Raw genomic sequence first — 14,723 nt, forward strand, 5'->3', positions numbered from 1 at the left:
CAGGAAATGACCCACCCATCGCCGGTGCCAACCCTCTCCGCTCGCTCGGGTCCAACGGACTTCTTCCAAGGACTCGGCCTGCTGGGCCGGGCCTGGAGTCTCATCTTCCGGACGCCGCGGCTGCTGCTCCTGTCGGCGCTCTGCGCGGTCGTCACCCTGGTCGCACTGGGGGGCCTCTTCGCCGCACTCTGGGTGTACTCGCCGGAGTTGTTGGGCTGGCTGTGGACGCGCCCCGAGGCCTGGTACGGCCGGGTCCTCTGGTACCTCCTCCTGGTGCTGATGTTCCTCGTGCTGCTGGTGGTGGGGGCCAACGTGGTGCTGCCCCTGGTGCTGGCCCCGCTGCAGGATCCGCTGTCGGAGCTCACCGAGGAGCAGTGTGGGGGCTACAGCCCGCCGCCCTTCCGGCTCGGCGCCTTCCTTCAGGGACTGGTGACCAGCGTGGGACACACCCTGATGCGCGTCCTCCTGCTGGTGCTGGGGCTGGCCGTGCTCTTCCCCCTCAACCTGGTGCCCGTGGTGGGCAACGTGACGTGGACGGTGCTGGGGACCCTGTGGACGATGCTCTGGCTGGCGGGTGAACATCTGGCCGCGCCCATGACGCGCCACCTGTACCCCTTCTCCGAGGTGCGCCGGGCACTGCGCGAGCGCTGGCTGCTCTGCCTGGGCTTCGGGGCGGGGGTCTACGTCCTGCTCTGGATTCCAATCCTCAACAGCTTCTTTCTTCCCGTGGCGGTGGTTGGCGGCACGCTCCTCTACCGGGGGCTGGTCGCCACGGGGAACGTGCCCCCACCGCCCACGCCCTCCGGGAAATAATCCCCCCGCCCGACTGTCTCGTTTGTTGGCCCCGGCGCGGGAACGCAACGCGCGCTCGTGGCGTTCTCCAACGTTGCTTGTAGGCGTCCGCTTGAAGCACCAGGGGTCCATGATTAGGCTTGCCCGGTCGCTCCCGGCACCCGTTCTTCACCGCCAACCGCTCGAATTCGCTGGGCTTTTCACGCATCACCCCCGGGGCTCACGAGCCCCAACCTGGATGAACCATGCCGCGACTCTTTCGCCGGATCACCGCCGTCGCCGTTCTCCTTGGCGCCTGGGCCCTCGTGGGCAACGACCGGGCGCCCTTGCCCCTGACACTCGGCGCGGCGGAGGCCGGCCAGGGTAGCGCCTCCGACTCCACCCGCGTCTCGGGCGAGAAGGGAGGCGCGCAGCACGACCTCTCCTCGCTGCGCGTCTTCACGAAGGTCATCCTCTATGTGAAGGACAACTACGTCGACCCCAAGCGCGTGCGGCCCAAGGAGATGATGATCGCCGCGCTGGAGTACGTGGAGAAGAGCGTCCCGGACGTGCTCGTGGACGGCAACGCCGAGACGGGCAAGCTCAACGTCAACGTCAACGGCAAGACGCGCGAGTTCGACATCAGCCACGTGGACTCGCTCTGGAAGATGTCCTTCACCCTCAAGGACGTCTTCGACTTCGTGAGCAAGAACATGCGTCCCATGGAGGACACCCGCGACATCGAGTACGCGGCCGTCAACGGGATGCTCTCCACCCTGGACCCCCACTCGGTGCTGCTGCGCCCCGAGGTGTACCGGGAGATGAAGCTGTCCACCAAGGGTGAGTTCGGTGGCCTGGGCTTCGTCATCCAGATGCGCGAGGGCAACCTCACCGTCGTCAAGGTGCTGCCCAAGACGCCGGCGGCCCGCGCGGGCATCCAGAAGGATGACCAGATCAAGAAGATTGGCGAGGAGTCCACGGTCAACATGGACCTCAACGAGGCCGTGTCCAAGCTGCGCGGCCCGGTGGACAGCCGCGTGAGCATCACCGTGGAGCGCAAGGCCTGGGACAAGCCGCACCCGATGACGCTCAGCCGCGCGATGATCTCCATCGAGAGCGTGCAGTCCAAGCTGCTGGCGGGCAACGTGGGCTACGTCCGGCTGAAGAACTTCCAGGGCAACACCACGCGTGACTTGCAGGCGGCGCTCGCGGACATGCGCCGGCAGACGGAGTCCAAGGGTGGGCTGAAGGGCGTGGTGTTGGATCTGCGCGGCAACCCGGGCGGTCTGCTGGAGCAGGCCATCCAGGTGTCGGACACGTTCGTCTCCAACGGCACCATCGTGTCGACGGTGGGCCTGTCGGACAAGCTGCGCGAGGAGAAGCGCGCCCGTCCGGACGAGGGTGAGGAGTCCTTCCCGGTGGCGGTGCTGGTGAACGCGGGCAGCGCCTCGGCGTCGGAGATCGTCGCCGGAGCGCTCAAGAACCTGGACCGCGCCGTCATCATCGGCCGCCAGACGTTCGGCAAGGGCAGCGTGCAGGTGCTCTATGACTTCCCGGACGACAGCGCGCTCAAGCTGACCATCGCCAAGTACCTCACCCCGGGCGACGTCTCCATCCAGGAGGTCGGTATCGTCCCGGACATCGAGCTGGTGCCCTCGGCCGTCACCGACGAGCGCGTGGTGGTGTTCGCCCCGCGCAAGACGATTGGCGAGGCGGACCTGGATCAGCACTTCGGCAACCCGAACTCGGACTCGGTGGCCAAGAAGCGCGAGGACGTGCTCGGCCGCCAGAAGCCGCTGGAGTCGGTGAAGTACCTCAAGCTGGACGAGAAGCAGCTGGCGGCCGCCAAGAAGCAGCAGGAGGAGGCCGCCAAGAAGGATCCCGAGACGGCCGCCAAGGAGGCCCCCAAGACGCAGGCTGGCCACCCGCTGCTGGACGTGGACTCGGTGGGCGCGAGCGAGGAGCTGGATGATCAGCTCGACGCGGAGAGCCAGGACGAGGTGAAGGAGGACTTCGAGGTGCAGTTCGCCCGCGAGTACGTCCTCCAGGTGCCCTACAACAACCGGCAGACGATGCTGCAGAAGGGCAAGGACTTCGTGGAGAAGAAGCGCCGCGAGGAGGAGCAGCGCATCAACTCCGCCATCAGCGCGCTCAACGTGGACTGGAGCCCGGGCCCCACGCCCAAGGACGTGAAGCTCGTGGCCTCCTTCACCCCCACCGCGGACCAGCACATCACCGCGGGCGAGACGTTCGACCTGGCCCTCACCGCGGAGAACAAGGGCAGCGAGCCCCTCAAGCGCGTGCGCGCCTGGACCGAGAGCGACAACTACTACCTGGACCGCCGCGAGTTCGTCATCGGCAGCCTCGCCCCGGGTGAGAAGAAGACCTGGAAGGTGAAGGTGCGCCTGCCCAAGGACATGACCTCGCGCCGCGACGACGTGACGGTGAAGTTCCTCGACGACAACGGCCCGCTGCCCACCACGCTGGTGAGCGAGCTGAACTTCACGGAGCTGCCGCGGCCCGCCTTCGCCTTCAACTGGCAGGTGGTCGACGAGTGCGAGACGTGCAACCGCGACGGCGTCGCCCAGCGCGGCGAGGACGTCACCCTGGTGCTGGACGTGACGAACACCGGCAAGGGCAAGGCGCTCGACTCGTTCGCTCAAATCAAGAATGTCGGCGACCCGAACATCTTCATCGAGAAGGGCCGCTTCAAGCTGGGCGAGCTCGCTCCGGGCGAGACGAAGACGGCGCGCTTCCAGCTCGAGGTGAAGAAGGGCTTCAAGGAGGACTCCTTCCCGCTGAAGCTGGCCATCCTCGACGAGCCTCTGGAGGAGTTCTCCATGGAGAAGCTCCAGCTGCCGGTGACGGACGCCCCGGTGGCCAAGCTCGAGCCGAAGAAGGGCCTGGTGAAGGTGGCGGAGAAGGCGGAGCTGCTGGCCTCGCCGCAGCAGGACGCCACCGTGCTGGCCAAGCTGTCCAAGCCGGCGGTGCTCAACACCGATGCCGTCACCAAGGGCTACTACCGAGTGGAGCTGGAGAAGGACCGGTTCGCCTTCGTGCGCGCCCAGGACGTCCGCGACGCTCGCGGCAAGGCCACGCCTCTCCAGGGGCTGACGTATGTGGCCCGCCGCTCGCCTCCGGAGATCAAGCTCGACCTGGACTCCAGCCAGGGCGGCGTGGTGGCCAACGGCGACAAGTACACCCTCTCCGGCGAGGTGGATGACGTCCAGGGTCTGCTGGACATGTACGTCCTGGTGAACGACCAGAAGGTCTACTTCCAGGCCGTGGACGCCAACGCCAAGGGGGGCGAGCCGCACAAGCTCAAGTTCTCCACCGAGTTCTCCCTCAAGGAGGGCAACAACAGCGTCCTGGTGGTGGCCCGCGAGAGCACCGACTTCGCCAGCCGCCGCACCCTGGTCATCCGCCGCCGTCCGGCCGAGGTGGCCCAGAAGCTGACGGCTCCGGCCACGGTCACCAAGCCGGCCAAGTCAGCCACGCCGTAACGAAGTAGCTCGGCTGTTCGGCTGCCTTCCGGGCGGCTTTCGTCGGGGCTCCCCTGCCCCCTCGGAAGCCGCCCGTTTTATTGACGCTTTCCTTAGACGCACGCTAGCGTCGCCCCCTACTGGCGCCGTCGCCGGACGCGCGCCTCGGGAGGCGGTACTGAGGATGCGGACGTTCAGCCGTTGGATGGCCCTCGCGGTGCTGGTGTGCGGCCCCGCCGCGTACGCGGATCGCAACGACTTCACCCAGATCACGAAGCTGGGCAACCCCAGTGCGTACTCGAACTCGAACCAGACCGAGTTCTCGAAAGGCTTCAACGAGGAGGCCAACGGGAACTTCCGCGCCTTCGCCCGCACCTTCGCCGCGGTGATGACCTCGGTCAACCTGATGCCCCCGGAGACGCTGGGGCACGCGGGCTTCTCCGTCAACGCGGAGCTGAGCGTCATCGGCCTGCCCTCCTCGGTGATCCTTCCCACGGAGCGCCCGCAGACGGACTCGCTGCTGCTGCCCTCGGTGCACATACGCAAGGGCCTGCCCTTCTCGCTGGAGCTGGGCGCTCGCGTGGGGTGGATCGACCGCAGCAGCATGTACGCCGCCACCGGCGAGCTGAAGTGGGCCGTCAACGAGGGCTTCACCTGGCTGCCGGACGTGGGGGTGCGTGCCCACGTGACGCGCCTGATGGGCAACCGGGACTTCGACCTGACGGCGGCCGGCCTCGATGTGGGCGTGGGCAAGCAGTTCCCGCTCGGCGGCATGATCACCCTCACCCCCTACGGCGGCCTCGACCTGGTGGGCGTGATGGCCAGCTCGGAAACGATCGACTTCGATCAGAGCCGGACGCTGAACAGCACGCTCAACCCGACCAACCAATACGCGGGCCTGGACAACACCAGCGTCTACGAGCCGGTGACGCTCGGGAAGAACATCAACACCCGCCTCTACGGCGGCGTGCGCTTCATCGGTGGCGCGCTGCAGCTCGGCGCCGAGTTCTCCCTCAGCAGCCAGGGCAAGATCGCGGTGACCCACACCGAGCAGAACTCAGACAAGACGGTCACGACCACGACGAAGGATCGCGCCCTGCCCACGGTGGCCGCCTTCAACGTCACGATGGGCCTGGACTTCTAGGCCGCCTTGCCACGCAGGGCCTCGCGGATGACGCGGGGCTTGTTGGTGATGAGGTAGGAGACGCCCATCTCCTCCAGCGCCCGGGCCCGCTCCGGGTCATCCACCGTCCACACCGCCACGCGCAGACCCCGGCGGAGCCACTCCTCCACCCGCTCCGGTGTGCACTGCCCATGGTACGGGTGCACCGAGTGGGACGACACGAGCGGCGTCACCACGTACGCCTGCGGGCCCCAGCGCTTGTCCGGGTCGATGAGGAAGCCGCGGCGCAGCGAGGGCGCGGCGGCCGCCGTCCGGAAGAGGCACAGCGGGTTGAAGCTGGAGATGACCACGCGCTCGCCCAGCCCCCGGCGGGTGACGATCTCCGCCACCTTTCGCGAGAGCCCCCCGTCGTCGGACTGATCGCACTTGAGCTCGATGTTGATGAGGAAGTGCGCGGGCAGCGCGTCCAGCACCTCCTCCAAGAGGGGAATGCGCGCGGGCGCGAAGCCGAGCCGGCTGCCCACATCCGCCTGTTGCAACTTCCACCAGGACGTGGTGCGCACCTCCCAGGGCACGCCGGCGAGCCGGTCCAGCTTCTCGTCATGACACACCACCACCTCGCCGGAGCCACACACCATGGCGTCCAGTTCCACGCCGTCGGCCCCCTGGGCCACGGCCTCCTGGAAGGCGGCGAGGGTGTTCTCGGGGGCATCGGCGCTGGCACCTCGGTGGGCGAGCAGGAGCATGTCCCCAATGTGCAACAGCCCGGCCCCGAGGGCGAGCGTCCCGGCACCCACCCCACCCTGGACATGACGGACCCTTGCCTCCCTCCGGTCGTTGCTGCACTGTGCACGGCATGCTGGGACTGCGCACCGGGGAGATCCTGTTCATCGCCTTCATCCTGGTGGTGGTGTTCTCCGCCGCCCGGATGGGCCAACTCGGCAACGCGGTGGGCAAGTTCGTCTACTCGTTCAAGAAGGCCTCCAAGGGCGAGGATCTCGTCGACGCGAAGACCCTGTCCCGAACCAAGCGCGGCCAGGACGTCTCCGACGCCGAGTACACCGACTCCGGCCCCAAGCGCGGTTAGCGGGACTCGCCCGCCAGTAGCCTCGAGGCCTGCTCACGCAGGGAGGGGTGCACCGACGCGTCCGCGGCCAGCTCGGCCAGGTCGCTCGCGTTGAGCAGGGGGACGATCTTCACCCCCACTTCCGGCGGCAGGTACGGGTTGAAGACGAGCGCCCGGCGCACCGCGTGGCGCGACGACCAGCGCGAGGACTTCCAGATCTCCACCAGCGGCTCCGGCCGGGCGGGACGGCGCGCCGCCATGCGCACCACCAGGGGCTCGGTGAGCCGGGGGTTGAGCAGCGCGTTGCGCACCACCGAGGGGTTGCTCACCGTGGCCAGCCTCGAGAGCACATCGGGATCCCGGGTGAGCCGGGCCTGCTGCTTGAGGTGCCCCAGGGACTGGGTGAGGACCTTGGCGTCCGCCTTGGCCGCCGCGTCCTCGTCGAACTCCTTGCGGGCCGGTGCCGTCTCGAAGAGGTCCGCCACCGACTCCAGGGACTGCACCTCGGCCATGCGCCGCAGTGAGTCCGCATACGGAATGCTCGCGGCCTCCTGGCCCAGCGCCGCCACGAAGGCGGAGAGGACACAGGTGGCCGGCTCCCAGGCGTCGCGCGCCAGGAAGATGACGTGGTGGAGCAGCTCGTTGGCGTCGAGCGGATCCCTCCGCGCGAGCTCACGTGCGGCGGCCTTGCGGACGATCTCCGCGCTCCCACTCAGGGCGTGAAGCCGCCGGACGACGGCCTTGGCCTCCTCACGGCTGGGCATTGTCGGCGGTTCCCTCCCTGACCTCCTTGGCCGCCATCGCGGCCTGCGGCTCGAGCGTCACCTCGAGCCGGAAGCTGGCCAGGTCCGACGGGTACTCGTAGAAGAGGACGACGAAGGGAGCCCGGGTGCCGGGAGCCACCTCCTTCGCGGCGGCGTCCAGACGGGCCCGAAGCGCGTCGGTCTCGCTGGCGGTCTGCAGCGAGTAGAGCTCCTCGGGCGAGGGCACGGCGCCCGCGATGCCTTCCGCGGACTTCACCTTCTGGTCCCCGTCATACAGCACGACGCCCGCCTTCACGCGGACGGGAGCAGTGCCCCGGTTCTCCACCTCGCCCCGGACGAAGAAGAGCGCGTGCCCATCACGGGTCTCGTAGAGACCGTTGGAGAGCTCCTTGGCCACCAGGGGCCGCGTGGGCGACACCGTCTCCCGGAGGCGCGAGGGCGACAGGGCTGACAGCTCCACCCTGCCTCCGTTGAGCCAGGCACTGCCCACGGCGGCCAGGCCGACCACGAGCACCGCCGCCACCACGAGCTGTGCGGCCACCGCGGCCAGACGCTGCACCAGACGCGGGCCCGTGCGCTCCTTGGGCACTTCCTGCTTCTGCGTGGGCGGCGCGGCGATCACCGGCGGCGCGGGCGTCGGTGTCGCCAAGGGCAGGTCGGGGAGGATCTCCGTGCTCGGAGCGCCGGCCCCGGGGAAGTCCGGGAACGGGTTGCGCTCCGTCGGCGCGTTCGCCTTGGCGATGGGCGTCGCCGCGACCGTCTGCGTGGCTCCCCAATCTGGAATGCCACTCGGCGGCGGCTGCTGAGGCGCACCCCAATCTGGAATGCCACTCGGCGGCGGCTGCTGGGGCGCACCCCAGTCCGGAATGCCACTCGGTGGCGGCTGCTGGGGCGCACCCCAGTCTGGAATGCCAGACGCGGCAGGAGCGGGGCTCGGCGCGGCAGGAGCGGGGCTCGACACGGGTGCGGGAGCCTTCGCGGAGGCCGGAGGCAGTGCCGCCACGGGGTCGAACGAGACGAACGGGTTGTTCCCCTCGAGCCCCTCCATCTCGTTCGGGTCCGCGGCCGGGATCGGAATGGGCGCGGGCGGCGCCTTCGCGGAAGCCGGAGGCAGTGCCGCCACGGGGTCGAACGAGACGAACGGGTTGTTCCCCTCGAGCCCCTCCATCTCGTTCGGATCCACGGCTGGGATCGGAATGGGCGCGGGGGCCCTGGCCGGCTTGGGCGCCGGAGCGGGCGGCAGCGTGGGCATGGCCGAGATCGTCGGCGCATCCTCCGGGGGCAGCGAGAACGGATCGTTCTCCTCGAACGCCATCGGCGCGGGCGCGACGCCCCGGGGCTGCAGTGTGGGCGTGGCCGGAACCGTCGGCGCATCCTCCGGGGGCAGCGAGAACGGATCGTTCTCCTCGAACGCCATCGGCGCACTGGCTCGCGGCGCGGGAGCGGGGACGGGCGCGGGCGCGGGGCTCCTCGTCGGGACCTGGACCGGCACGGGCGCGGCATGGGCTGGCTTCGGGGCCGGCGGTGCGCTCCGAGCCGGCACCTGCACGGGCACCGGAGCCGGCTTGGGGGCCGGGGCCGGGGCCAACGTGGGCATCGAGCCGGCGATCGTCGAATCGACATCATCCGAGCCGAACGGGTTGTCCTCGTCGAAGGAGAAGGGCGCGCTGCTCACGGGAGCGAGCGCGGGGCTCTTCGCCGGAACGGGAGCAGGCGCGGGGCTCTTCGCCGGAACGGGCACGGGCACGGGGCTCTTCGCCGGAACCTGGAGCGGCACGGGCGCGGCCCCCTGGGCCGGCTTGGGGGCCGGGGCGGGCTTGGGCGCCGGAGCCTGGGCGGCCGGTCCCACCGCGGGCGCCCCCGCGGGCTTGTTGGGAAGGGTGGCCTTCGCAACGAGCTTGAGGGCCTCGGCGGGAGTGGGGGTGTTCTCGCCGATGAACTCCATCAGCGGGTCCAGGTCGATGGTGGCCGGGGTCTTCGGCGGCTCCATCGAGGGGACGCGCGGCACACCGGCCGGGACGCCGCCTCGAGGCGCGGCGACACCCGGGGCCTTGGCCTGCGGCGCGCCGCCAGGCGCGGAGGTCCGAGGCACCTCGAGGGGCGTGCCCGAACGGGGGGTGGCCGGGGGCTTCGCGGACGGAGCCGCCTCGGCGGGAGGGAAGGCCGGGGCGGACGCGGCGGACGGAGCGTCCTCACGTGCGACCCGGAAGGTATGCTGACACTTGGTGCAGCGAACCTTGACCCCCTTCTCGGAGACCTTCTCGTCGGGGATCTTGAAACGCGTCTGACACCGCTCACACTTGACGATCATTCAGGGCTCGGCCGGTCCGTGAGTATAGGCGCAGAGAGGCAACCACCGCGAGCAGGCCTCCACCCGGCTTGCCCGCCCCCACCCCCTCTGCTACAGGCTTCACTCCCCCCACCGTGTGCGCGAGCGCCGGACGCAGGCGGAGAACCAGATTATGAGCGAGCCAGAGCAGGCAGGCGTGCCGGGCAAAGAGCCCAAGGTCATCAAGCGGTATACCAACCGCAAGCTCTACGACACTGTCGAGAGCCGATATGTGACGCTCGATGAGATCGCCGCGATGATCAAGGACGGCGTGGAGGTCCAGATCGTCGACAACCGGACGAAAGAGGATCTCACCTCGGTCACCCTCGCGCAGATCATCTTCGAGGAGGAGAAGAAGCGGAACCGGATGCCCCTGACGGTGCTCCGGCAGATCATCCGCCATCCGAGCGAGTCGCTGACGGACTTCATCCAGAAGGAAGTCACCCCGCGAGTGGTCTCCATCCGAGAGGAGGCCGAGTCGCGGCTGGACAAGCTGCTGCGGCGTGAGGACAAGCGCGAGGGGGGCCCCGAGGAGGCGGCCGAGCCCACGCCCGCCGAGCAGCCGGCCGAGCCCAAGCCGGAAGAGGCCGCCAACACCGCCGGAGGTGCGGGTGGCGCGGCGGAGCTGCTCAAGGCCAGCCAGCGCGCGCTGGAGGACTGGCAGCGGCGCATCGACGAGCGGGTGAAGCACGTCGTGGAGAACCTGGCGGGCAACCTGCCGGCGCTCGGCCGCGACATGGCGGTGCTCACGCAGCGCCTGGGTGAGCTCGAGAAGAAGCTGGACGAGCTCGAGAAGAAGCAGCAACCGTAACCCCGCCTGCCCTGCCCTCCCCTGCCCGCCCCTTCCGCCTCGGAGGGGGCCGGGGTGAGGCGCCCGTTGCTCATCGACTTCACCGATTGAGCGATGGGAGACCTACCCTGAGTAGGGAAACACCATGGCCATCCTCTCCATCCAATCCCATGTCGCCTACGGGTACGTCGGCAACCGGTCAGCGACCTTTCCCCTGCAGCGCCTCGGCCATGACGTGTGGCCGGTGAACACGGTGCAGTTCAGCAACCACTCCGGCTACGGACGCTGGCGCGGGCAGGTCTTCGAGCCCTCCCATGTGGCGGACGTGGTGGGCGGCATCGTCGAGAGGGGCGTGCTGGCGCAGTGCCAGGCCGTGCTGTCCGGTTACATGGGCGATGCGGCGACCGGCGCGGTCATCCTCGACACGGTGGCGCAGGTGCGAGCGGCCAATCCCCGGGCGCTGTACTGCTGCGATCCGGTGATGGGAGACGTGGGCCGGGGCATCTTCGTGCGGCCGGGCATCCCCGAGTTCATGCGCGAGCGGGCCGTGCCCGCCGCCGACATCATCACCCCCAACCAGTTCGAGCTGGAGTACCTCACCGGGCGCACCATCCGCACCCTGGAGGACGCGCTGGCGGCGGCCTCGGCGGTGCGCGAGCTGGGCCCGAAGGTGGTGCTGGTAACGAGCCTGCAGAGGGAAGGCACGGCTCCCGGAACCATCGAGATGCTGGCGGCCACCCAGTCGGGTGCCTGGCTGGTGCTCACCCCGCTGCTGCCCATCCAGCCTCCGCCCAACGGCGCGGGCGACGCCGTGGCGGCGCTCTTCCTCTCGCACCTGCTGCGCGGCCGAGACGCGGGAGAGGCGCTCGGGGAGACGGCGGCCTCCATCTTCGGCATCTTCTCCGCCACCCACGCGGCGGGAGCGCGCGAGCTCCAGCTCATCGCCGCCCAGGAGGAGCTGGTGGCCCCCACCCGGCGCTTCGCGGTGGAGCGGGTGGCCTGAGCCGCGCCGGAGGGGGCGGCCCTACGCCACGCGGGACGCCTTCCGGCTGCGCTTCGCCGCCTTGGCGGGCGCGCCGTCGAAGATCTCCGCGGCGATGGCGCCGAGCATCCGGGCCCCCGTGCTGCTCGGGGCGTACTCCCAGATGGTCTTCCCGTGGCTCTGGGCCTCGTCCACCTTGACGTTGTAGCCCAGGGGCGTGGCGGCGAGGGAATCTGGGAAGTAGGCCTTGAGGCGCTCGAGGATGGCGGTAGCGAGCGCGGTGCGCCGGTAGAGCGTGGGCACCACCTTGGTGATGCGCAGCTCGGGACGGCCCTCGGACTCGGCCACCTGGCGGACGGTGTCAGCCACCTCGGCACAGCCATCGAGCGCGAAGTACGTGAGGGCCACGGGCACCACCACCTCGGTGGCGGCCACGAGGATGTTGCGCGTGGTGATGCCCATGGACGGCGGGGCATCGAAGACGACGACGTCGTAGCCGGCGGCCTCGGCCGGCGCGAGCCGCTCGGCGAGCCGGTGGGCACGCCGCTCGTCCTGGGCCACCACGAGCGGAAAGTCCGCCATCTCCTTGTAAGCGGGCAGGACGGAGAGGCCCTCGATGGCCGAGGGCCGCACCACGTCCTCCAGGCGCACGGCCGGCTCAGTGAGCAGGTGGAACACGTTGCGTGGCAGGGTGCGCACGTCCAGCCCGAGCGACTTGCCCGAGTGCCCCTGCGTGTCCAGGTCCACCAGCAGGACCTTGAGGCCCCTGTCCCGCGCGAGCCACGCGGCGGTGTTGACCGCCAGCGTCGTCTTGCAGGTGCCACCCTTCTCGTTGATGAAGGCGATGCGCCGCATGTGGGTTGCCCCTACTTCTTCTTGGCCGCCACCAGCGTGTCCACCTTGGACTCCACCGAGGACAGCAGCCGCTCCAGGTCATCCACCTTGTTGCGCAGCTGCTCCAGGTCCGCGGTGGAGGGCAGGTTCATCGCCGACAGCGCCGAGCGCAGCGCCCCATCCAGAGTGCCCTTGGCCGCCAGCGAGCGCGCGACCAGCCCCTGCACCGCCGCCACGAACTTCTCGTTGGACATGAGCTGCTGCGCCAGCTTGCCCACGCGCTCCTCGCCGGTCTCGACGAGCTTCTTCACCATCGGGTTGTCTCTGAGCATCATGAACGTCTCCATGCATCCGCGTGGGGGTGGGGGTAAGGAGGATCCGCGGGAAATCCAGTAGAAACGCGCGAACTCTGGAAGCACACGACGCGGCGTGTCAAGACATGGCCGCCAGTAGACAGAGCGCGTTGACAGGGGGGAGGGGCATCCCTACGGTTCGCGCCTCTCAATGGCCGGCCTGCTCGACAAGAGGTTGTGGATCGTTTCCGGCAAGGGCGGCGTGGGCAAGAGCACCATCGCCGCGGCGCTGGCGTTGCGCTCGGCGCGCGCTGGCAGACGCACCCTGGTGTGCGAGGTGAACACCCAGGAGCGCATCAGCCGGCTGCTCGGGCACTCGCCCGTGGGCCCCCAGGTGACGAAGTTGGAAGACAACTTGTGGGCGGTGGACGTGCGCCCCCAGGAGGCCATGCGCGAGTACGCGATCATGGTCCTGCGCTTCGAGACCCTCTACAAGACGGTCTTCGAGAACAAGGTGGTGCGCTACTTCCTGCGCTTCATCCCCTCGCTGCAGGAGCTGGTGCTGCTGGGGAAGATTCTGTTCCACGCGCAGGAGAAGCGGCCGGACGGCAAGCCGCTGTGGGACACCATCGTGATGGACGCGCCGGCCACGGGCCACGCCATCACCTTCCTGCGAGTGCCCCAGGTGCTGCTGCAGACGGTGCCGCCCGGGCCCATGTCCCGCGAGGCCATGAAGATGCGCGACATCCTCGAGGACCCGTCGGTGACGGCGGCGGTGCTGGTGTCGCTGCCGGAGGAGCTGCCGGTGAACGAGACGTTGGAGCTGCACGCGGCTCTGCGCGACCAGGTGCGGGTGCGCACGCACGCGGCGGTGCTCAACGCGGCCTTCCCCGAGCGCTTCACCGAGGACGACCTGGAGGCGCTCTCGGGCCAGCCGGAGCTGCTCGCGGTGGCGCGGGCGCACCATGACCGGGTGGCGCAGACGGTGCTGGCGGAGATGAAGCTGGAGCGCAACCTGCATGTGCCGGTGCACCAGGTGCCGCGCATCTTCACGCCGGGCTTCGACCGCTCGGCCATCGAGCAGGTGGTGCGTCACCTGGAGCCGCTGGTGACGGGGAAGGCGGACACATGAACGCGCTGTCCGAGGCCCTGTCGAAGAAGCGCGTGCTGGTGTGCGTCGGCTCGGGCGGCGTGGGCAAGACGACCATCTCCGCGACGCTGGCGCTGCGCGCGGCGGTGGACGGGCGCAACAGTCTGGTGTGCACCATCGACCCGGCCAAGCGGCTGGCCAACTCGCTGGGCCTGCACGCGCTGGGCAACGTGGAGGCCGAGGTCCCCGCCTCCGCGCTGGAGCCGCTCGGGCTCAAGGCCCGGGGCCGCCTCCACGCGATGATGCTGGACATGAAGCAGACGTGGGACGACCTCATCCTCAAGTACGCCCCACCGGACAAGCGCGAGAAGATCCTCGCCAACCGCTTCTACCAGTCGCTCTCCAGCGCGCTCGCGGGCAGCCAGGAATACATCGCGATGGAGAAGCTGTGGGAGCTGCGCAACAAGCGCGACTACGAGCTCATCGTGCTCGACACGCCGCCCACGGCCCACGCACTGGACTTCCTCGAGGCGCCCAACCGGGTGCTGGACTTCCTCGACAACGAGGCGGCGAAGTGGCTGCTCACGCCGGCGCTGGCGGCGGGGAAGATTGGCCTGTCGCTCTTCAGCCTGGGCAGCAGCTACGCGGCGAAGACGATCTCCAAGTTCACCGGCACGGAGACGCTGCAGGAGCTGGCCAACTTCATGATGGCCATCGCCCCGATGAACGAGAGCTTCCGGGAGCGGGCGCGCGGGGTGCGCGAGCTGCTGGAGGCGGAGCAGACGGGCTTCGTGCTGGTGACGAGCCCGGGGCGGGAGCGGCTGGACGAGGTGATGCACTTCCACCGGCTGCTGAAACAGAACGAGATGGAAGTGGTGGCGGTGGTGGTGAACCGCGTGCACCCGATGCCGGGACCCGCGCTGTGGGAGGAGGCCCAGAGCCTGACGCCCGCCCGGCGCGCGAAGGTGGAGGAGACGCTGCGGGAGCTGAAGGTGCTGGCGGAGCAGGACGCCCAGGGCATTGTCGAGCTCCAGGCCGCGTGCCAGGGGACTCCGCTCATCCAGGTGCCGCGCTTCGAGCTGGACGTGCATGACATCGGGGCACTGTGGCGCACGGGCCGATTCCTGATGGGTGACGAGGCCCTCCCCACGCCCTCTCTTCCATCGGGAGAGGGACGGGGTGCGACGAGCACCTGACCG

General features: G+C 69.4%; 13 protein-coding genes. 8 read left to right on the forward strand and 5 right to left on the reverse strand.

The genetic code is table 11. From position 1 onward, the window contains the following. Window positions 1–6: 6 nt before the first annotated feature. The 3 genes from DAT35_RS39300 (at window position 7) to DAT35_RS39310 (ending at window position 5,397) form a co-directional block, all read left to right on the forward strand. The gene (locus DAT35_RS39300) at window positions 7–813 is read left to right on the forward strand and encodes an EI24 domain-containing protein (protein WP_108074404.1); all 807 of its coding nucleotides are present in this window, start codon (window positions 7–9) and stop codon (window positions 811–813) included. Window positions 814–1,037: 224 nt separating this feature from the next. Then, the gene (locus DAT35_RS39305) at window positions 1,038–4,274 is read left to right on the forward strand and encodes an MXAN_5808 family serine peptidase (protein WP_108074405.1); all 3,237 of its coding nucleotides are present in this window, start codon (window positions 1,038–1,040) and stop codon (window positions 4,272–4,274) included. Window positions 4,275–4,437: 163 nt separating this feature from the next. Then, window positions 4,438–5,397 (forward strand): hypothetical protein, encoded by a 960-nt coding sequence (locus DAT35_RS39310; protein ID WP_108074406.1) that lies wholly within the window; start codon window positions 4,438–4,440, stop codon window positions 5,395–5,397. Here DAT35_RS39310 and DAT35_RS39315 read toward each other — a convergent pair. Continuing rightward, window positions 5,394–6,122: a glycerophosphodiester phosphodiesterase family protein gene (locus DAT35_RS39315; RefSeq protein WP_108074475.1), complete on the reverse strand. Its 729-nt coding sequence runs from the start codon at window positions 6,120–6,122 to the stop codon at window positions 5,394–5,396. The genes DAT35_RS39310 and DAT35_RS39315 overlap by 4 nt on opposite strands. Window positions 6,123–6,232: 110 nt before the next feature. Between DAT35_RS39315 and DAT35_RS39320 the strand changes: the two genes are divergently transcribed. Further along, window positions 6,233–6,463, forward strand: a complete 231-nt coding sequence (locus tag DAT35_RS39320) for a twin-arginine translocase TatA/TatE family subunit (RefSeq protein ID WP_108074476.1) — start codon at window positions 6,233–6,235, stop codon at window positions 6,461–6,463. Here DAT35_RS39320 and DAT35_RS39325 read toward each other — a convergent pair. Continuing rightward, window positions 6,460–7,206 carry a hypothetical protein gene (locus tag DAT35_RS39325; RefSeq protein WP_108074407.1) on the reverse strand — a complete coding sequence of 249 codons (747 nt, stop codon included), beginning with the start codon at window positions 7,204–7,206 and terminating at the stop codon, window positions 6,460–6,462. The genes DAT35_RS39320 and DAT35_RS39325 overlap by 4 nt on opposite strands. Beyond that, window positions 7,193–9,517 (reverse strand): zinc-ribbon domain-containing protein, encoded by a 2,325-nt coding sequence (locus DAT35_RS39330; RefSeq protein WP_108074408.1) that lies wholly within the window; start codon window positions 9,515–9,517, stop codon window positions 7,193–7,195. Before DAT35_RS39330 ends, DAT35_RS39325 begins: the two co-directional genes overlap by 14 nt. A 151-nt stretch (window positions 9,518–9,668) precedes the next feature. Between DAT35_RS39330 and DAT35_RS39335 the strand changes: the two genes are divergently transcribed. Both DAT35_RS39335 and pdxY read left to right on the forward strand, forming a co-directional pair. Next, on the forward strand, window positions 9,669–10,346 hold the full coding sequence (locus tag DAT35_RS39335) for a polyhydroxyalkanoate synthesis regulator DNA-binding domain-containing protein (protein ID WP_108074409.1): 678 nt from the start codon (window positions 9,669–9,671) through the stop codon (window positions 10,344–10,346). A gap of 124 nt (window positions 10,347–10,470) precedes the next feature. Beyond that, window positions 10,471–11,328: a pyridoxal kinase PdxY gene (gene pdxY / locus DAT35_RS39340; protein WP_108074410.1), complete on the forward strand. Its 858-nt coding sequence runs from the start codon at window positions 10,471–10,473 to the stop codon at window positions 11,326–11,328. 21 nt (window positions 11,329–11,349) lie between these two features. Here pdxY and DAT35_RS39345 read toward each other — a convergent pair whose 3' ends face one another. Beyond that, entirely contained in the window at window positions 11,350–12,162 is an 813-nt protein-coding gene (locus DAT35_RS39345; protein WP_108074411.1) for a ParA family protein, read from the reverse strand. An 11-nt stretch (window positions 12,163–12,173) separates the two neighbouring features. Next, window positions 12,174–12,473, reverse strand: coding sequence for a hypothetical protein (locus DAT35_RS39350; protein WP_108074477.1), 300 nt, complete (start codon window positions 12,471–12,473; stop codon window positions 12,174–12,176). Window positions 12,474–12,645: 172 nt separating this feature from the next. Here DAT35_RS39350 and DAT35_RS39355 point away from each other — a divergent pair, with 172 nt between their 5' ends. Both DAT35_RS39355 and DAT35_RS39360 read left to right on the forward strand, forming a co-directional pair. After that, entirely contained in the window at window positions 12,646–13,566 is a 921-nt protein-coding gene (locus tag DAT35_RS39355; RefSeq protein WP_108074412.1) for an ArsA family ATPase, read from the forward strand. Next, window positions 13,563–14,720 (forward strand): ArsA-related P-loop ATPase, encoded by a 1,158-nt coding sequence (locus DAT35_RS39360; RefSeq protein ID WP_108074413.1) that lies wholly within the window; start codon window positions 13,563–13,565, stop codon window positions 14,718–14,720. Before DAT35_RS39355 ends, DAT35_RS39360 begins: the two co-directional genes overlap by 4 nt. Window positions 14,721–14,723 lie beyond the last annotated feature (3 nt).

This window comes from Vitiosangium sp. GDMCC 1.1324 (genome assembly GCF_003044305.1).
Classification (GTDB): Bacteria; Myxococcota; Myxococcia; order Myxococcales; family Myxococcaceae; genus Archangium.